The following is a 17386-nucleotide window of genomic DNA, read 5'->3' on the forward strand; positions in this document are numbered from 1 at the left end:
AGGGCAGGTGCGGCTGTGTTGTGGTTGCTCGCGCCGTTCCCCGCGCCCCTTCCAGGGGCGCGTTCATCCCTGGCCCATGTGATCCAGGCGGCGCAGGATCACGCCCTCCCTCAGTGCCCACGGGCAGATGTCCAGGCTTTCCACGTGGAAGAGGTCCATCGCGGCCTCGGCCACCAGGGCGCCGGCCAGGAGCTGGTTCGCGCGGCCCTCGGAGACGCCGGGGAGTTCGGCGCGTTCGGCGCCGGTCATGGCGGCCAGGCGGGGCACCCAGGCCTCCAGGGAGGCGCGCTTCAGCTCGCGCTGGACGTAGAGGCCCTCGGCGGAGCGGGCGGCGCCGGCGATGCGGGCCAGCTGCCGGAAGGTCTTCGACGTGGCGACGACGTGGTCGGGGGCGCCGAGGCGGCTGAACTCGCCGACCGTCCGGGCGATCTCCGTACGGACGTGGCGGCGCAGCGCCCTGACGTCGTCCGGGTGGGGCGGGTCGTCGGGCAGCCGGGCCGCGGTCAGCCGGCCCGCGCCGAGCGGCAGCGACACGGCGGCGTCCGGTTCCTCGTCGATGCCGTAGGCGATCTCCAGGGAGCCGCCGCCGATGTCGAGGACCAGCAGCCTGCCCGCGGACCAGCCGAACCAGCGGCGCGCGGCGAGGAAGGTGAGCCGGGCCTCTTCGGCGCCGGTGAGGACGGTCAGCTCGACGCCGGTGTCGTCCCGCACGCGTTCGAGGACGTCGTCGGCGTTGCTCGCCTCGCGCACGGCCGAGGTGGCGAACGGCAGCAGGTCCTCCACGCCCTTGTCCTCGGCGGCCTGGAGTGCCTCCCTGATGACCGCGACCAGCCGGTCGACGCCGTCGGGGCCGATCGCCCCGTCCTCGTCGAGGAGCTGGGCGAGGCGCAGTTCCACCTTGTACGAGTGGGCGGGCAGCGGACGGGCGCCGGGGTGCGCGTCCACCACCAGCAGATGCACCGTGTTCGAACCCACGTCGAGGACACCGAGTCTCATGTACGGAACGCTACTGCCGACGGCGCCCGCCGTGGTCCCGTCCTTCCGGTCCGGCGACTTACCCTGGAGCCGTGCCAAAGACGAAAAAGGCGAAGGACGAAAAGTCGGCCAAGAAGGACAAGAAGCACATCGCGGGCGACGAGAAGGGGCTCGACTTCGCGCGCGCGTGGGTGGAGTTCCCGGATCCGGCGGACGACGAGCAGGTCTTCCGGTGCGACCTGACATGGCTGACCTCCCGCTGGAACTGCATCTTCGGCAGCGGCTGCCAGGGCATCCAGGCGGGCCGCGCGGACGACGGGTGCTGCTCGCTGGGCGCGCACTTCTCCGACGAGGACGACGAGAAGCGGGTCGCCGGGCATGTGGCGAGGCTCACCCCGGACATCTGGCAGCACCACGCCGAGGGCACGCTGAACGGCTGGACCTCCGAGGACGACGAGGGCTCCCGGCAGACCCGGCCCTTCCAGGGCTCCTGCATCTTCCAGAACCGGCCGGGATTCTCCGGGGGTGCGGGCTGCTCGCTGCACATCCTGGCGCTGAAGGAGGGCCGGGAGCCGCTGGAGACCAAGCCGGACGTGTGCTGGCAGCTGCCGGTGCGGCGGACGTACGAGTGGATCGACCGGCCCGACGACACGCGCGTGCTCCAGGTGTCGATCGGTGAGTACGACCGGCGGGGCTGGGGGCCGGGCGGGCACGACCTGCACTGGTGGTGCACCTCGGCGACCTCGGCGCACGGCGCGGGGGACCCGGTGTACGTGTCCTACCGGCCGGAGCTGATCGAGCTGATGGGCAAGGCGGGGTACGACCGGCTGGTCGAGCTGTGCGAGGAGCGGCTGGCCTCCCAGCTGCCGCTGCTGGCACCGCATCCGGCGGATCCGGCGCGCTGACACACCCACCCGCTCCGGAATTCCCTAGGGGGTGCCGGACGGGCTCGGGGCACCGCTGTCGCCGTCGCCCGGCGGTGGTGAGGAGCCGTCCGGGCCGCCGGGCGGGGACGGCTCGCCGGTCGTCGGGTCCGGGTCGGGTGAGGTCGGTGGCGGGTCGTCGGTGGGCGTCGGGTCCGGGCCGGTCGGCGGCGGAGTGGACGGGTCCGGGTCCGGGTCCGGGCTCTGGCCCGGGTGGGACGGGGACGTGGTGTCGTCGGGCGTGCTGGGGCGCGGGCCCGGCCGGGACGGGGCGGGCGCGGGGCCGTAGCCCTCGATGGTCACGACGGCGCCCGCGGGCGAGACGGACACCCGTGCGCTCCAGTGGCCGGACGGCTCGCGCAGGTGGTCGACGTACACCCGGACCGTCACGGACTCGCCGGGGCGCAGGGTGCCCGAGGGCTGGTTCAGGTAGAGCCAGGAGGCGCCGACGGACGCGGACCAGCGCACCGGGGCGTCGCCGGTCGCGGTCAGGGTGACCAGCGTGGTGTCGCCGTCGTGGCCGGCCGTCACCTTCAGGTGGCCGGTCCCCTTCTCTCCGGCGCCGGAGACGCCGACGACCTCCACGGAGACGTCGGCCCCGCCGTTCTTGCCGAAGCCGGTGCCCGGGGTGGTGCTCGCGTTGCCCGCGTTCTCGTAGCCGTGGCCGCCGCCCGCCGACTCGCCGCTCAGGCCGTCCGGGTCCTGCGCCTCGCTGGCGCTGGCCGAGCGGCCTTCCTCGCCCTCGACCACGGGGGTGCCCCGGTAGGCCGCCCACAGGGCGAGCACCGGGGCCGCCACGACGGTGGCGACGACGGTGGTGGTGACGGCACGCGCGCGCAGGCGGTCCCGCCGGGCCGCGCGGTCCTTGGGGTCCATCGGGAAGCCGCGCCGGTCGAAGCGGGGGGCGTTGCCCCGCGCGCGCGAAGGGTGGGCCGGGGCTCCGTGCAGGGCGGTGCGGGGCGCCTCCAGGACGGGCAGCTCGGCGGGGGTGACGCTGGTGCCGGGCCAGCGGCCGGGGATCGCACGCTCGGCGGTTCGGCGGCAGCGCGGGCAGTCGTCCACGTGCCGGACCAGCTCGCGGCGCAGGGCGCTGCTGAGGACGTAGCGGTTGTCGCCGGTGAGGCGGGCGACGCCCGCGCAGGTGCCGGTCTCGACGACGGCGAGGGCGGCGCGGGTGCGCTCCACCTCGCAGGCGGCGGAGGCGAGCAGTTCGCGGGCGGCGGCCAGGTCCATGCCGAGCACGGCGGCCACCTCCTGCGGGGCGAGGTGGTGGCGCACGGCCAGTTCGAGGGCCTCGCGCTGCTCGGGGGTGGTGCCGGCGGCCTCGGGCCAGGCGAGGAGGGCGAGCTCGCTGCGGTGCCGCTGACGGGACTCGTCGTGGACGGGGGTCGCGGGCTCCGTGGGGGTGGTGGTGCCGGGCGCGGGGGCCGGGGCGGGGCGGCCCGCCGCGTGGCTGCTCGGACGTTTCTGCTTGGCCTCGGCCAGCTTGCGCAGACAGGCCCAGCGGGCCAGCGCGTAGAGCCAGGCCCTGCGGTCGGCCGCTGCGTCGGGGCCGCGGTGACCGCGGCGCTCGGCGAGCGCGAGGACGTCGCCCAGGGCGGCGGTCGCGGCGCCGTGGTCGCAGAGCACGGACAGGCAGTACGTGAACAGGCCGTCCAGATACGCGTCGTACGCGGCGTACCGCGCGGGCGGACGCTGCGTCGGCGGCTGGGCCGGCACCCTCGTCGCGGTGCGGTCACGCGCTTCCCGGTGCGCCCGGTGTGCGCCGGTCGTGCGGGTCGTGGTTTCCGGACTGCTCCTCATCACTCGGCGACCGTAGGGGGCTATGGGTGGCGCGAACTGGCGCGTTGGGCACTTTTAATCCGTACGGGTGAAACGATCCCTCATAAGGGGACAGGAAGCCGCGCTTCCGTGGCCGGAGCAGGGTCGCGGTCGTCCGTTCGTGGCCGTCGCGGGGCGTTCGTGCCCGCCCGCGGGGGCGCCCGCGGCGGCCCGTGCGGAGCGGGCGGACCGGGCGGGGGAACGGACCTCGGGGTCCGCTGTCAGTGGCGGCGGTTACGGTTCGTGCATGGCTGCCCGTACGAAGTCCGCCAAGGAACGGCCGTCCTACCGCTGCACCGAGTGCGGCTGGCAGACGGCCAAGTGGCTCGGCCGCTGCCCCGAATGCCAGGCGTGGGGCACGGTCGAGGAGTACGGCGCGCCCGCGGTGCGCACGACCACGCCGGGGCGCGTGACCACGTCCGCGGTGCCGATCGGGCAGGTCGACGGGCGGCAGGCGACCGCCCGCTCCACCGGCGTGCCCGAGCTGGACCGGGTGCTCGGCGGGGGTCTGGTGCCCGGGGCCGTGGTGCTGGTCGCGGGTGAGCCGGGGGTCGGCAAGTCCACGCTGCTCCTCGACGTGGCGGCCAAGTCCGCGAGCGACGAGCACCGGACGCTCTATGTCACCGGTGAGGAGTCGGCGAGCCAGGTGCGGCTGCGGGCCGACCGGATCCACGCCATCGACGACCATCTGTACCTCGCCGCCGAGACCGACCTCGCCGCGGTGCTCGGGCACCTGGACGCCGTGAAGCCGTCGCTGCTGATCCTGGACTCCGTGCAGACGGTGGCCTCCCCCGAGATCGACGGTGCCCCGGGCGGCATGGCGCAGGTGCGGGAGGTCGCGGGCGCGCTGATCCGGGCCTCCAAGGAGCGCGGCATGTCCACGCTCCTCGTGGGCCACGTCACCAAGGACGGGGCCATCGCCGGGCCCCGGCTGCTCGAGCACCTGGTGGACGTCGTGCTGCACTTCGAGGGCGACCGGCACGCGCGGCTGCGGCTGGTGCGGGGCGTCAAGAACCGGTACGGGACGACGGACGAGGTCGGCTGCTTCGAGCTGCACGACGAGGGGATCACCGGGCTCGCCGACCCCAGCGGGCTGTTCCTCACCCGGCGGGCCGAGCCGGTGCCCGGCACTTGTCTGACCGTCACCCTGGAGGGGCGCCGGCCGCTGGTCGCCGAGGTGCAGGCGCTGACCGTCGACTCGCAGATCCCCTCCCCCCGGCGCACGACCTCCGGGCTCGAGACCTCGCGGGTGTCGATGATGCTGGCCGTGCTCGAGCAGCGCGGCCGCATCAGCGCCCTGGGCAAGAGGGACATCTACAGCGCGACGGTCGGCGGCGTGAAGCTCTCCGAGCCGGCCGCCGACCTCGCCGTCGCGCTGGCGCTGGCGAGTGCGGCCAGTGACACCCCGCTGCCCAAGAACCTCGTCGCGATCGGCGAGGTCGGCCTCGCCGGAGAGGTGAGACGGGTCACGGGGGTGCAGCGCAGGCTCTCCGAGGCGCACCGGCTGGGCTTCACGCACGCCCTGGTACCGGCCGATCCGGGCAGGGTCCCCGACGGCATGAAGGTCCTGGAAGTCGCGGACATGGGAGACGCCCTGCGGGTGCTTCCGCGCTCGCGTCGCCGAGAGGCCCCACGGGACGAGGGGGACCGCCGGTAGACTTTGCCCTGGTCTCGCCCGTCCGTACGACCGAATGTGCGACACGGGGGTGCCAGAAGAACCTGCGACCGGAGGAGTGCAGTGGCAGCCAACGACCGGGCAGCAGCTCCCGGAAAGTCCGGTGGGAGTGCCGGTGCCGATGGCCTGATGCGCGCCTCACTGAGCGCCGTGGCGCCCGGCACGTCCTTGCGCGACGGCCTGGAGCGGGTCCTGCGCGGGAACACCGGCGGTCTGATGGTGCTGGGTTCCGACAAGACCGTCGAGCAGATGTGCACGGGCGGTTTCGTGCTGGACGTCGAGTTCACCGCGACCCGGCTGCGCGAGCTGTGCAAGCTGGACGGCGGCATCGTGCTGTCCTCGGACCTGTCGAAGATCCTGCGGGCGGGGGTGCAGCTCCTTCCGGACCCGACCATCCCCACGGAGGAGACCGGCACCCGGCACCGTACGGCGGACCGGGTCAGCAAGCAGGTCGGGTTCCCCGTGGTCTCGGTCTCGCAGTCCATGCGGCTGATCGCGCTGTACGTGGACGGGCAGCGTCGGGTCCTCGAGGACTCCGCCGCCATCCTGTCCCGGGCCAACCAGGCCCTGGCCACCCTGGAGCGGTACAAGCTGCGGCTCGACGAGGTCGCGGGCACGCTCTCGGCGCTGGAGATCGAGGACCTGGTGACGGTCCGGGACGTCTCGGCGGTCTCGCAGCGCCTGGAGATGGTCCGCACGATCGCCACCGAGATCGCCGAGTACGTGGTGGAGCTGGGGACGGACGGACGCCTCCTTGCCCTGCAGTTGGACGAGCTGATCGCCGGTGTGGAGCCCGAGCGCGAGCTGGTCGTGCGGGACTACGTGCCCGAGCCGACCGCGAAGCGGTCCCGTACGGTCGCGGAGGCGCTGGTCGAGCTGGACAAGCTCAGCCACGCCGAGCTGCTGGAACTGCCGATGGTGGCCCGGGCGTTGGGTTACACCGGCTCGCCCGAGACGCTGGACTCGGCGGTGTCGCCGCGCGGTTTCCGGCTGCTGGCCAAGGTGCCGCGGCTGCCCGGCGCGATCATCGACCGGCTGGTGGAGCACTTCGGCGGTCTCCAGAAGCTGCTCGCCGCCAGCGTCGACGACCTCCAGACGGTGGACGGCGTCGGCGAGGCGCGGGCACGCAGCGTGCGCGAGGGGCTGTCGCGGCTGGCGGAGTCGTCGATCCTCGAGCGTTACGTCTGAGCCCCCGGGCGCGTACGGTCAGTCGCTCTTGAGCACGAACGACGTCCGTACCTTCTCGAAACCGGGTGCCTTGGCCTCCACCAGGTAGGTGCCCGCCTTGGCGGAACCCGCCGGAGGCGTCCCGCACTCGGGGGCGCTCGGCTTGCGGTCCCACTTCACGGTGTAGGCGATGCCGCTGCCCGCGGCCACCCGGTACCGCAGGCTGCCCTTGCCCTCGACGCAGTCGTCGGAGGCCCAGTACGCGTCGTCCGCGCCGGCCGGGGTGATGGTGAACACCGCGTGCTCCGGGCCGAGATCGACCTTGCAGTCGCTGCCCGAGGTGTTCCGCGCGGTCAGCTCGAAGGCCGGGGTCTGTCCCGGCGCGTAGTTGTTGCGGACGCTGCGCAGGCTCAACTTCACCGCACCCGACGTGCAGTTGGGCAGGCCCGAGCCGGCCGACAGCGCGTCGCCCGCGCCGACGCCCGTGGCGGCACCGCCAGCGGATCCCCCGCCGGCGCCGCCGCCCGATCCGTCGCCGCCGGCCTCGCCGCCGCCGCCGGACCCTGATCCGGCGTCCGATCCGTCGCCGCCGGAGGCCGATCCCGAACCCGAGCCGGAGCCCGAGCCGTTGGAGTCCCCGCCCCCCGACTCGTCGCGTCCGCCCGGTGCCTGGCTGATCGCCGGACCGGAACCCGAGGGTCCCGGGGTGATGGACGGCGCCGGGTTCTTGCCGTCGGCCCCGTCCTTGGCGCCGTTGCCGCCGTCCCCGCCGCCGGCGACCACGATCCAGGTGATCAGTAGCGCCAACAGGGCGAGAAGAGACAGCAGTACGGCCCTCCGTCGCCAGTAGATGGTGGAGGGAAGCGGCCCGACCGGATTGCGCAGAGATCCCACGGCGCAAACTGTACGAGAGATCGGCGCGTTCCCTTGTCCCACCCGCCGTTGAGACCCGCAACTTTTACGGATCATCATCCCGGAGACCTGTTCCCACCCCTGTCGATCGACAGGAGACCCACGTGTCGATCGCAGGGTGTGACCGTATCGGGCAGCCGCCTACCGTCCGTGAGCATGACCTTCACAGACGACGAGTTGTACCGCGACATCACCGGTTTCGCCCGGGACACCCCTGGGTGGGTGCGGGGGACGATGGAGTTGTGGACGGAGGCGGGGCTCCTGGTCTTCGGCGCGCTGTTCGTCCTGGCGTGGTGGCGTGCGCGACACGGTGACAGCCGGGCGTTCGCCATCGCGGTCCTTGCACCTCTGGCCACGGCTTTGGCCTATGTGTGCAGTGAGCTGCTCAAGTCCGGGTTCAAGGAGGAACGTCCGTGCCGGGCGGTCTCCGGTGCGGCGGCGTCCCTGGTGGAGTGCCCGGCGACCGGCGACTGGTCCTTCCCCAGCAATCACGCGACGATCGCGGGGGCTTCGGCCGTCGCCCTGCTGCTGGTCCGGCGCGCGCTCGTCCTGCTGACGGCGCCGCTCGCCCTGCTGATGGCCTTCTCCAGGGTGTTCGTCGGCGTCCACTACCCGCACGACGTCGCCGCCGGTCTGCTGCTGGGCGCCGTCGTCGCCGCGGTGGCCGTGCGGCTGGGCACGGGCGCGGTGACGCGGCTGGCCGGGACGATGCGGGGATCCGACGCGGCGGTGGCACGGTGGCTGAGCGGGCCGGGTCCGGCCGCCGTCGTGCCGGCGGCCCCCTTCGCCCCCTCGCACCGGCGGCGTTGACCTGGGGGCGGTCCTCGCTCAGACGTCCGCCTCGACCAGGCCCGCCTCGTACGCGACGATCGCCGCCTGGACCCGGTTGCGCACCTCCAGCCGGTCCAGGACCGCGCTCACGTACGCCTTCACGGTGCCCTCGACCAGGTGCAGCCGGGCGGCGATCTCCGGGTTGGACAGGCCCGCTCCCACCAGGCCGAGGACCTCGCGTTCCCGGGGGCTCAGCCGTCCCGCGCGCAGGCGGGCGCGCTCCTCGCGGGCGAGGCGGCCGCCGCCGGCGCTCCTGCCGAGGTCCTCGACGACGTAGCGGGCGACCTTCGGGGAGAGGAAGGCGGCGCCCTCCGCGACGGCCCGTACCCCGGCCATGAGTTCGTAGGGGTCGCCGGACTTGAGCAGGAAGCCCGTGGCACCGGCGGACAGGGCGCGGTTGACGTAGGCCTGTTCGGAGAAGGTGGTGAGCATGGCGACCGCGGTGCCGGGGGCGGACCGCAGGATCTCGGCCGCGGTCGCGATGCCGTCCAGGCGGGGCATGCGGATGTCGAGCAGGGCCACGTCGGGGCGGTGCGCGAGGGCCAGTTCGACCGCCTCGCGGCCGTCGCCCGCCTCGGCGACGACCTCGCTCTCGCCGCCGCTCGCCAGGATGGCGCGCACCCCGGCCCGCACCATCGCCTCGTCGTCGGCCAGCAGCACCCTGATCACCGTGCGGTCTCCTCGTCGTTCTCGGGTCGTCCGGCGCCGGGCACGACGTCCTTGGCGACCAGGTTCCCCCGCGCGTCGAAGCAGAGGCGGAAGTGGTCGACGGAGACGAGGAGTTCGCCCCCGGCGCGGTAGTAGCGGCAGTCGGCGCCCTCCGGCGGCGCCGGAGCGCGGTCGCTCGGCGGGTCGTGGGCCTCCCGGTCCGGCAGGACGGCGGCGACCTCGTCGTACGGCGTGCCCGGGCGCAGTTCCGCGTACGCGCTCGGGGTGAGCACCGAGCGGGTCTCGGTGTAGGCGTACCAGGCGAACGCGGCGCCGACCAGGACCAGTCCCGCACCGGCCGCGGCGCCCAGCCCGAGGGCGACCCGGCGGCGGGCGCGGGCCAACGGGGCGGCGGGCGCGAACGGGGCGGCCGAAGTGGATGGAAAGGACGGAGGGGACGGAGGGTCCGGGGCAGCGGGCGAGGCGGCGGGGGCCTCGTCGGGGACGGACCCGGTGTCCTGCCGCCCGGCCGGGGCGTACGCGCGGACGCGGAAGCCCGCTCCGTGCGGGCCCGCCCGGAAGTCGCCGCCGACCGAGGCCACGGCGGCGCGCAGCCCCAGCAGACCCGTGCCGCCGCCCGCCGAACGGGAACCGGCCCCGGTCGGGCGGTCGTTGGTGACGGTGGCCGTCGTGCCGGACGGCTGCCCGGCGACCTCCACGACGACGGGGGCGCCCGGCGCGTGCCGGGCCGCGTTGGTCAGCGCCTCGCGCACGATCCGGTGCAGCAGCCGCTCGGTGAGGGAGCCGGGTTCCGGAACCCGGGGTGCGGGGTGCCGGGTCTCCCACCGCACGGGGAGCCCCGACTCGGCGGCGCGGGCGACGAGTTCCTCGACGCTCTCGCCCGCCGGGGCGAGCGGGACGGGTTCGTCGTCCTCGCGCAGGACACCGATGATGCGGTGCAGGTGGTCGGTGGCGTCGGCGGCCGCGGCCCGCAGGTCAGCCGCGGCGGCCCGGTGCTCGGCGGCGAGTCCGGGGGCGACCTGGAGGGCACCCGCGCGCAGGGCGAGCAGGCTCAGCTCGTGGCCCAGGCAGTCGTGCATGTCCTGGGCGATGCGGGACCGTTCGCGCAGTGTGGCCCGTTCCTCGGCGTGCCGTTGCCGCTCCTCCAGCCGGGCCGCCCTGAGCCAGCCGGCCTCGGCGAGCGCCCGGCTCTGTCGCCAGTAGCGCCCGGCCAGCCAGGGGAAGACGCTGCCGAACAGCAGGGTGCCGGTCAGGACGAAGGCCTCGGGCGCCGGGTCGTCACCGGCCAGGGCGATGCGCGCGGCGCCCGCGACACCGACGCCCAGGAACGCGGCGACCGCCGGGTGCGGCCGCGGCGCGCGCAGGCCGAGCAGCAGGGCGAGGACGCCGAGGGCGGGGCCGTAGGAGACGCTGAACAGGGCGGGCGCGGTGGCCAGTCCCAGCGCGGCGGCCAGGACGTACGCGGCGAGCGGCTGCCGCCGGGAGCAGGCGACGGCGGCGGCGAGCACCGCCAGACCGGCCAGCTGCTGCCACGGGGCACGCGGTTCGTTCATGCCGAGCCGGTCCGCGGCGAGCGCGGGCAGCGCGAGCGCGGCCCAGAACAGGACCCCTTTCCCCGCCCGCGCGCCGATCCGCCCCGGGGACACCCTCCCACGCTCCCCGTCGGACGGAGCGCATCCGTCCGGCGCCACCGCGGCATCCGGGGAGGTGGCCGCGCGGGGCGCCGGGTCCCGGTCGGCGGGCACGGTCCCGGCGGGCACGGTCCCGGCGGCCCGGGGCCCGCGGCCGTCGAGCGCGTTCGCGGCGGGGGCGGGGGCGGAGTCGGGGTCGTCGGTCGGCCGGGCGGGGCGCATGGCCTCGACGCTACAAGCGCAAGCGCCCCGCGCGCCCCTGCCGATCGTCAGGTGCCCCGCCCGCCACCGGGTGGCGGTGTTCCCGTGCGGAGGCCCTCCCGTGGCAGGATCGGAGGGTCATGACTGCGCCCACGAAGCCCTCGCCAGGCGGACCCTCCGACCCCGCCCCGTCCGGCGTGCCGCTGCACGCCCCCGTCATCGACTGGTTCGACGATCACGCCCGCGATCTGCCGTGGCGGCGCCCGGAGGCCGGCGCCTGGGGCGTGATGGTCAGCGAGTTCATGCTCCAGCAGACCCCGGTCAGCCGCGTCCAGCCCGTGTACGAGCAGTGGCTGGCCCGCTGGCCGCGCCCCGCCGACCTCGCCGCCGAGGCACCCGGTGAGGCCGTGCGGGCCTGGGGCCGGCTCGGCTACCCGCGCCGTGCCCTGCGCCTGCACGGCGCCGCAGTGGCCATAACGGAACGGCACGGCGGCGACGTGCCCGCCGACCACGCCCAGCTCCTCGCGCTGCCCGGCATCGGCGAGTACACGGCCGCCGCGGTCGCCTCCTTCGCCTACGGCCAGCGGCACGCCGTACTGGACACCAACGTCCGCCGGGTCTTCGCCCGCGCGGTCACCGGCGTGCAGTACCCGCCGAACGCCACCACCGCCGCCGAGCGGAAGCTGGCCCGTGCGCTGCTGCCCGACGAGGAGGCGAGCGCCGCCCGCTGGGCCGCCGCCTCGATGGAGCTGGGAGCCCTGGTCTGCACGGCGAAGAACGAGTCGTGCCACCGCTGCCCGATCGCGGCCCGGTGCGCCTGGCGGCTGGCCGGCAAACCGGCGCACGACGGCCCGCCGCGGCGCGGCCAGACGTACGCGGGCACCGACCGGCAGGTGCGCGGGCGGCTGCTCGCGGTGCTCCGCGAGGCGACCGGACCGGTGCCGCAGGCGGCCCTGGACCAGGTGTGGCAGGAGCCGGTCCAGCGGGCCCGCGCCCTGGACGGCCTCGTGGCCGACGGCCTGGTGGAGCCGCTGGCGGACGGGCTGTACCGGCTGCCGCTGAGCTGACGCACCGTCGTCACGGAGACTTCGGGGGTCTCTGTGACAGCCGCACCGCCGGGCAAATCACCCCATGTCGCCATCAAGTGGGCCATCGATTTACCCGGTTCCTACTTCCGTTACACAACCGACGGACAGCCGAGGGTTCGCCGCAGGCTGCATCGCACAGCGCCGTGACAACGCTTCCCTACCTTCGTTTGCGTGCCCAGAGGGCACGGCACGACTACGGACCACAGTCAGTGGGCCGGCGGATGACCACCGTCGGCATACGGGGATCGGAAGGCGGTTGACATGGGCGAGGTGCTCGAGTTCGAGGAGTACGTCCGCACCCGGCAGGACGCGCTGCTGCGCAGCGCCCGGCGCCTGGTCCCCGACCCCGTCGACGCCCAGGACCTGCTCCAGACCGCGCTGGCGCGGACGTACGGGCGCTGGGAGACCATCGAGGACAAGCGGCTCGCGGACGCCTACCTGCGCCGGGTCATGATCAACACGCGGACCGAGTGGTGGCGGGCGCGGAAGCTGGAGGAGGTGCCGACCGAGCAGCTCCCCGAGTCCCCCATGGACGACGCCACCGAGCAGCACGCGGACCGCGCCCTGCTGATGGACGTCCTGAAGGTGCTCGCCCCGAAGCAGCGCAGCGTCGTGGTGCTGCGACACTGGGAGCAGATGTCCACGGAGGAGACCGCCGCCGCCCTCGGCATGTCGGCGGGAACGGTCAAGAGCACGCTGCACCGCGCGCTCGCCCGGCTCCGCGAGGAGCTGGTCGCCCGCGATCTGGACGCGCGGGCGCTGGAGCGTGAGGAGCGGGAGCGTTGCGCGGCCTGACCGACGGTCGGAAACCCGGGGTGCCCCGGGGGACGTCCGGGGAGCCCCGGAGAACCACGCAGGCGGCGAGTGCGGCGGTGGCCGTGTTCGTCGCCCTCGGCGTTTCCCTTTCCGGCTGCGGGACCGGCGGCACCGGCGCCCGGGACGAGGGCCCGGCCCACGCGGACACGGTGGGGGGCGCCGCCTCCGCGTCCCCCGAGCCGGCGGCGAAGGCGTCCCCTTCGAAGGTCCCCGACCGCGTGGACCCGGTGCGGCTCGTCAAGGCCGATCCCAAGGTCTCCGCGGAGGTCAAGCGCGAGCTGAAGCCGTGCGTCGCCGACGAGTACCCCGTCGACGTGTCCTACGGCAGGCTGACCGGCGGCTCGGTGGACGACGTCGTCGTCAACGTGCTGACCTGCGGTGACACGGTGGGAGTGGGCAGCTACGTGTACCGCGAGGAGGACGGCGGATACCGGAACGTGTTCAAGGCCGAGGCACCGCCGGTCTACGCGGAGATCGACCGCGGCGACCTGGTGGTGACCAAGCAGGTGTACGACAAGGAGGACCCGGTGTCGAGTCCGTCCAGCGACAACGTGATCACGTACCGCTGGGCGTCGGGCCGGTTCACCGAGGAGTACCGCACCCACAACGACTACAGCAAGGCCGCGGGGAGCGCGCCCACCCCGGCCCCCGAGCCGGACGGCTGACCCGCCCGTCCCGCCGGCCGGCGTGAACCGATCGGGCCGCTCGCACCGATGACCGGGTGCAGGCGGTGCGCGGCCGGTCCGGCACCCCGTTCGACCCGACCACACCATGAGGACTGAGAGCACCGGGATGGCAGACCAGACCCACGTCCTGTTCGTCGAGGACGACGACGTCATCCGCGAGGCCACCCAGCTCGCCCTGGAGCGGGACGGTTTCGCGGTCACCGCGATGCCCGACGGGCTCTCGGGCCTGGAGTCCTTCCGGGCCGACCGTCCCGACATCGCCCTCCTCGACGTCATGCTCCCCGGCCTCGACGGCGTCAGTCTGTGCCGCCGTATCCGGGACGAGTCCACGGTACCGGTGATCATGCTGTCGGCGCGTGCGGACTCCATCGACGTGGTGCTCGGCCTGGAGGCCGGCGCCGACGACTACGTGACCAAGCCGTTCGACGGGGCCGTGCTGGTCGCCCGGATCCGGGCGGTGCTGCGCCGCTTCGGCCACGCCGGGGGCGGCGGGCGGGGGGAGCCGGGCGGCGCCGCGGAGACGGGGGGCGTGCTCAGCTTCGGCGACCTCGAGGTGGACACCGACGGCATGGAGGTGCGCCGGGCGGGGCGGCCGGTGGGGCTCACCCCGACCGAGATGCGGCTGCTGCTGGAGTTCTCCTCCGCGCCGGGCACCGTGCTCTCGCGCGACAAGCTGCTGGAGCGGGTGTGGGACTACGGCTGGGGCGGGGACACCCGGGTCGTCGACGTGCATGTGCAGCGGCTGCGCACCAAGATCGGCCAGGACCGGATCGAGACGGTCCGCGGCTTCGGCTACAAGTTGAAGGCCTGAGCGGGGATACAGGGATATGCGGGGGTTCTTCCGACGCCGGACCGCCTCGCCTCCGGGGCGCCCGTACGACCACACGGGGCCGGGTGAGTACGTGGGACCGGGTGAGTACGCGGGACCGGGTGGGCGCACGGGTCCGGGCGGACGCGCGCGTCCGGGCGAGCGCGCGGGCCGGGACGAGCAGGCGGGCCCGGGCGGGCGTACGGGGCCGGCCGCCCGTGCGCGCGGTCTCGTCGCCCGCGGTCTCGCCGCCCGCGGGGTCCGCACCGGGCTGCGCTGGAAGCTGAGCGCGGCCATCGCGCTGGTCGGCGCGCTGGTGGCGATCGCGCTGAGCCTGGTCGTGCACAACGCCGCCCGGGTCTCGATGCTCGACAACGCCCGTGACCTCGCGGACGACCGGGTCCTGATCGCCCAGCGCAACTACGAGCTGTCCGGGCGGCAGAACTTCCCCAACGCCCAGATCGACGACCCCGCCCTGCCGCCGGAGCTGCGCCGCAAGGTCGAGGCGGGGCGGCGGGCCACGTTCGTCTCGGAGCGGGCGAACGGCGTGACGGACATCTGGGCGGCCGTGCCGCTCAAGGACGGGCACGTGATGTCGCTGCACTCCGGCTTCACCGACCGCAGCGCGGACATCCTCAGCGACCTGGACCAGGCCCTGGTCATCGGCTCGATCGCGGTCGTCCTCGGCGGCAGCGCGCTCGGCGTGCTCATCGGCGGCCAGTTGTCGCGCCGGCTGCGCAAGGCCGCCGCCGCCGCGAACCGGGTCGCGGGCGGCGAGGCGGAGGTCCGGGTGCGGGACGCCATCGGCGGCGTGGTGCGGGACGAGACGGACGACGTCGCGCGTGCCGTGGACGCGATGGCGGACGCGTTGCAGCAGCGGATCGAGGCCGAGCGCCGGGTCACCGCGGACATCGCGCACGAGCTGCGCACCCCGGTGACCGGTCTGCTCACGGCCGCCGAACTGCTGCCGCCGGGCCGGCCGACCGAGCTGGTCCTGGACCGGGCGAAGGCGATGCGCACGCTGGTCGAGGACGTCCTGGAGGTGGCCCGCCTCGACGGGGCCTCGGAGCGGGCGGAGTTGCAGGACATCATGCTCGGCCACTTCGTGTCCCGGCGGGTCGGCGCCAAGGACCCGGCCGTCGAGGTGCGGGTGATCCACGAGTCGGAGGTCACCACCGACCCGCGCCGCCTGGAGCGCGTGCTGTTCAACCTGCTCGCCAACGCCGCCCGGCACGGCCGCTCCCCCGTCGAGGTGAGCGTCGAGGGCCGGGTGATCCGGGTCCGGGACCACGGGCCGGGGTTCCCCGAGGACCTGCTGGCCGAGGGACCGAGCCGGTTCCGCACCGGCAGCACGGACCGGGCGGGCCGCGGACACGGCCTCGGCCTGACCATCGCCGCCGGTCAGGCCAGGGTCCTGGGCGCCCGCCTCACCTTCCGCAACGTCCGCCCGGCCGGCGCCCCCGCCCACGTACCGGCCGAGGGCGCGGTCGCCGTCCTGTGGCTGCCGGAACACGCGCCGACGAACACGGGCAGCTACCCGATGCTGCCGGACCGGTCGGGCCAGGACCGGTCGGGCAGCGGGGCGGCGGCTTCGTCGTCGTCGCGGGAGGCGTCCCCGAGACGCTGACGTGCCGGGGGCGGCCGAACGCCTGCGGCTGCCCGGAAAACCCGGGGACGGTGCGGGTCCCGTCGTGGAATGCTTCCCGCCGGGTCAGGAGTGCCACGTCGACATCGAGGGGGACCAACCACATGGAGCCATCGGAGCTCCGCCGAGCGATCGAGGCGGGCCGGGCGACCGCTGCGGAGCTGGGCCTTGACGTCACCGACGTGGCCGTCGTCCACGACTCGGACCGGATCGCGCTGCGCCTGCTCCCGTGCGACGTCCTGGCACGGGTCGCGCCCATGGGTCATCTGGCCGACTCCGCGTTCGAGGTGGAGGTCGCCCGCCGTCTCGCCGAGACCGACGCTCCGGTGGGTGAGCTCGCACCCGGGGTCTCCCCCCGGGTCCACGTACGGGACGCCTTCGCCGTCTCGCTCTGGACCTACTACGAACCGTTGCCCGCGGAGATCGCGCCGGCCGCCTACGCGGACGCCTTCCGACGCCATCATGCCGCCCTGCGCCGGATCGACCTGGCCACTGCACCGCACTTCACCGATCGGGTCGCCGCGGCCCTCAGAGAGGTGGGTGACCGGCAGCGTTCCCCCGAGCTGCCCGACGCCGACCGGGCATTCCTCGGCGACACCCTCGGCGGGCTGAGCGCGGAGATCGGCGCCGACCGGGCCGGTGACCAACTGCTGCACGGCGAACCGCATCCGGGCAACCTCCTCAACACGAAACGGGGCCCGCTCTTCATCGACCTCGCCACCTGCTGCCGCGGGCCGGTCGAGTTCGACCTCGCCCACGCCCCGGAAGAGGTGGGACAGCACTACGCGGGGGCCGACCAGGGTCTGATCGACCGGTGCCGCGCCCTGAACTGGGCGCTGTTCTCGGCCTGGCGCTGGCGCCGGGACGACCAGATGCCCGACCGGGACCACTGGAGGGCGGAGGGGCTCAACCGGGTGCGGGCCGCGCTCCGCGGATGGTCCGCACCGACATGACCGGGTCCACGGGCGGCACGAGCCGCGCGGCGGCGACCGCCACGAGGTGTGCCGGTGCGGCGCCTGCGTCCAGGGCCGCCACATAGGCGACGGCCTGGGCGGGAGACAGTTCGGGCACCCTCCGCCGGAGAACGCGCACGGCGTGGACCCGTCCCCGTCCGACCGTCGCCGCCCGCACCTCGTCGTGCAGATCGTCCACCGCGGTCCGCACGGTCTGTTTCCGGACGCGGACCCGGTAGTCCGCCTCCCACGCCCCGCTCATGGCGGAGAGGACGCCGATCGAGTGGAGGCTTCCGTCCACGCGGTCGACCAGGTAGGGCCCGTTTCCGGCCAGCAGGAACCGATCGTCCCCGGTCCGCAGGTACTCCTCGGACGTCCAGTCGACGATCCACGCCAGCTCGTGCGCCTCCACGCCTGCCACAGCCATGCGCCCGGGGGCGAGGCCCGCCGCCGACTCCCTCCGGTAGGTGCGCTCCAGCTCTTCTTCGACGATCCGGACCGCGACATCCCGCTCGATCACGCGTGCGGCACCTCCCCTGTACGCGGGTGTCACAGGGGCAGGAACGGGATGCCCGTAGCCTGAGC

16 protein-coding genes are annotated in these 17386 nt (G+C 74.5%); 10 read left to right on the top strand and 6 right to left on the bottom strand.

The window, feature by feature from the left end; genetic code table 11:
• Window positions 1–63 precede the first annotated feature (63 nt).
• Complete coding sequence (locus tag OHA99_RS16205) at window positions 64–996, bottom strand: Ppx/GppA phosphatase family protein (protein ID WP_153178582.1); 933 nt, start codon at window positions 994–996, stop codon at window positions 64–66.
• 71 nt (window positions 997–1067) lie between these two features.
• Here OHA99_RS16205 and OHA99_RS16210 point away from each other — a divergent pair, with 71 nt between their 5' ends.
• Complete coding sequence (locus OHA99_RS16210) at window positions 1068–1880, top strand: hypothetical protein (protein ID WP_405696328.1); 813 nt, start codon at window positions 1068–1070, stop codon at window positions 1878–1880.
• 24 nt (window positions 1881–1904) lie between these two features.
• On the opposite strand, the gene OHA99_RS16215 is transcribed toward OHA99_RS16210, so the two are convergent.
• Window positions 1905–3701, bottom strand: a complete 1797-nt coding sequence (locus OHA99_RS16215) for a BACON domain-containing protein (protein ID WP_405696331.1) — start codon at window positions 3699–3701, stop codon at window positions 1905–1907.
• 265 nt (window positions 3702–3966) lie between these two features.
• Between OHA99_RS16215 and radA the strand changes: the two genes are divergently transcribed.
• Entirely contained in the window at window positions 3967–5376 is a 1410-nt protein-coding gene (gene radA / locus OHA99_RS16220) for a DNA repair protein RadA (RefSeq protein ID WP_054100914.1), read from the top strand.
• Between the two features lie 81 nt (window positions 5377–5457).
• Window positions 5458–6582 carry a DNA integrity scanning diadenylate cyclase DisA gene (gene disA, locus OHA99_RS16225; protein ID WP_266571134.1) on the top strand — a complete coding sequence of 375 codons (1125 nt, stop codon included), beginning with the start codon at window positions 5458–5460 and terminating at the stop codon, window positions 6580–6582.
• A gap of 18 nt (window positions 6583–6600) precedes the next feature.
• Here disA and OHA99_RS16230 read toward each other — a convergent pair whose 3' ends face one another.
• Complete coding sequence (locus OHA99_RS16230; protein WP_405696336.1) at window positions 6601–7455, bottom strand: hypothetical protein; 855 nt, start codon at window positions 7453–7455, stop codon at window positions 6601–6603.
• Window positions 7456–7629: 174 nt separating this feature from the next.
• Between OHA99_RS16230 and OHA99_RS16235 the strand changes: the two genes are divergently transcribed.
• Window positions 7630–8283 (top strand): phosphatase PAP2 family protein, encoded by a 654-nt coding sequence (locus tag OHA99_RS16235; protein ID WP_194279973.1) that lies wholly within the window; start codon window positions 7630–7632, stop codon window positions 8281–8283.
• 18 nt (window positions 8284–8301) lie between these two features.
• Here OHA99_RS16235 and OHA99_RS16240 read toward each other — a convergent pair whose 3' ends face one another.
• A complete protein-coding gene (locus OHA99_RS16240) occupies window positions 8302–8973 on the bottom strand; it encodes a response regulator (RefSeq protein ID WP_405696339.1) in 672 nt (223 codons plus the stop codon).
• Window positions 8970–10826, bottom strand: coding sequence for a sensor histidine kinase (locus OHA99_RS16245; protein WP_405696342.1), 1857 nt, complete (start codon window positions 10824–10826; stop codon window positions 8970–8972). Before OHA99_RS16245 ends, OHA99_RS16240 begins: the two co-directional genes overlap by 4 nt.
• 119 nt (window positions 10827–10945) lie before the next feature.
• Between OHA99_RS16245 and OHA99_RS16250 the strand changes: the two genes are divergently transcribed.
• The 6 genes from OHA99_RS16250 (at window position 10946) to OHA99_RS16275 (ending at window position 16801) form a co-directional block, all read left to right on the top strand.
• Window positions 10946–11872, top strand: a complete 927-nt coding sequence (locus OHA99_RS16250; protein WP_087790019.1) for an A/G-specific adenine glycosylase — start codon at window positions 10946–10948, stop codon at window positions 11870–11872.
• Window positions 11873–12154: 282 nt separating this feature from the next.
• Window positions 12155–12688, top strand: a complete 534-nt coding sequence (locus tag OHA99_RS16255; RefSeq protein WP_003975479.1) for a SigE family RNA polymerase sigma factor — start codon at window positions 12155–12157, stop codon at window positions 12686–12688.
• Window positions 12676–13374 (top strand): hypothetical protein, encoded by a 699-nt coding sequence (locus tag OHA99_RS16260; protein WP_207627914.1) that lies wholly within the window; start codon window positions 12676–12678, stop codon window positions 13372–13374. Before OHA99_RS16255 ends, OHA99_RS16260 begins: the two co-directional genes overlap by 13 nt.
• 127 nt (window positions 13375–13501) lie before the next feature.
• Entirely contained in the window at window positions 13502–14206 is a 705-nt protein-coding gene (gene cseB / locus OHA99_RS16265; protein ID WP_153178591.1) for a two-component system response regulator CseB, read from the top strand.
• Window positions 14207–14222: 16 nt separating this feature from the next.
• Complete coding sequence (gene cseC, locus OHA99_RS16270; RefSeq protein WP_405696368.1) at window positions 14223–15830, top strand: two-component system sensor histidine kinase CseC; 1608 nt, start codon at window positions 14223–14225, stop codon at window positions 15828–15830.
• A gap of 122 nt (window positions 15831–15952) precedes the next feature.
• Entirely contained in the window at window positions 15953–16801 is an 849-nt protein-coding gene (locus tag OHA99_RS16275) for a phosphotransferase (protein ID WP_366474017.1), read from the top strand.
• Here OHA99_RS16275 and OHA99_RS16280 read toward each other — a convergent pair.
• Window positions 16755–17321: a YrhB domain-containing protein gene (locus tag OHA99_RS16280; RefSeq protein ID WP_405696372.1), complete on the bottom strand. Its 567-nt coding sequence runs from the start codon at window positions 17319–17321 to the stop codon at window positions 16755–16757. The two genes, OHA99_RS16275 and OHA99_RS16280, sit on opposite strands and share 47 nt — an antisense overlap.
• Window positions 17322–17386: the final 65 nt, after the last annotated feature.

This window comes from Streptomyces coelicoflavus (assembly GCF_045041415.1).
GTDB classification, from domain to species: Bacteria; Actinomycetota; Actinomycetes; order Streptomycetales; family Streptomycetaceae; genus Streptomyces; species Streptomyces coelicoflavus.

Bases quoted from the DNA above. Each gene is read 5' to 3' on its own strand.
- OHA99_RS16205 (WP_153178582.1), bottom strand. From the start codon at position 996: ATGAGACTCGGTGTCCTCGACGTGGGTTCGAACACGGTGCATCTGCTG.
- OHA99_RS16245 (WP_405696342.1), bottom strand. From the start codon at position 10,826: ATGCGCCCCGCCCGGCCGACCGACGACCCCGACTCCGCCCCCGCCCCC.
- OHA99_RS16235 (WP_194279973.1), top strand. From the start codon at position 7,630: ATGACCTTCACAGACGACGAGTTGTACCGCGACATCACCGGTTTCGCC.
- OHA99_RS16255 (WP_003975479.1), top strand. From the start codon at position 12,155: ATGGGCGAGGTGCTCGAGTTCGAGGAGTACGTCCGCACCCGGCAGGAC.
- cseC (WP_405696368.1), top strand. From the start codon at position 14,223: ATGCGGGGGTTCTTCCGACGCCGGACCGCCTCGCCTCCGGGGCGCCCG.
- OHA99_RS16215 (WP_405696331.1), bottom strand. From the start codon at position 3,701: ATGAGGAGCAGTCCGGAAACCACGACCCGCACGACCGGCGCACACCGG.
- OHA99_RS16250 (WP_087790019.1), top strand. From the start codon at position 10,946: ATGACTGCGCCCACGAAGCCCTCGCCAGGCGGACCCTCCGACCCCGCC.
- OHA99_RS16275 (WP_366474017.1), top strand. From the start codon at position 15,953: ATGGAGCCATCGGAGCTCCGCCGAGCGATCGAGGCGGGCCGGGCGACC.
- cseB (WP_153178591.1), top strand. From the start codon at position 13,502: ATGGCAGACCAGACCCACGTCCTGTTCGTCGAGGACGACGACGTCATC.
- radA (WP_054100914.1), top strand. From the start codon at position 3,967: ATGGCTGCCCGTACGAAGTCCGCCAAGGAACGGCCGTCCTACCGCTGC.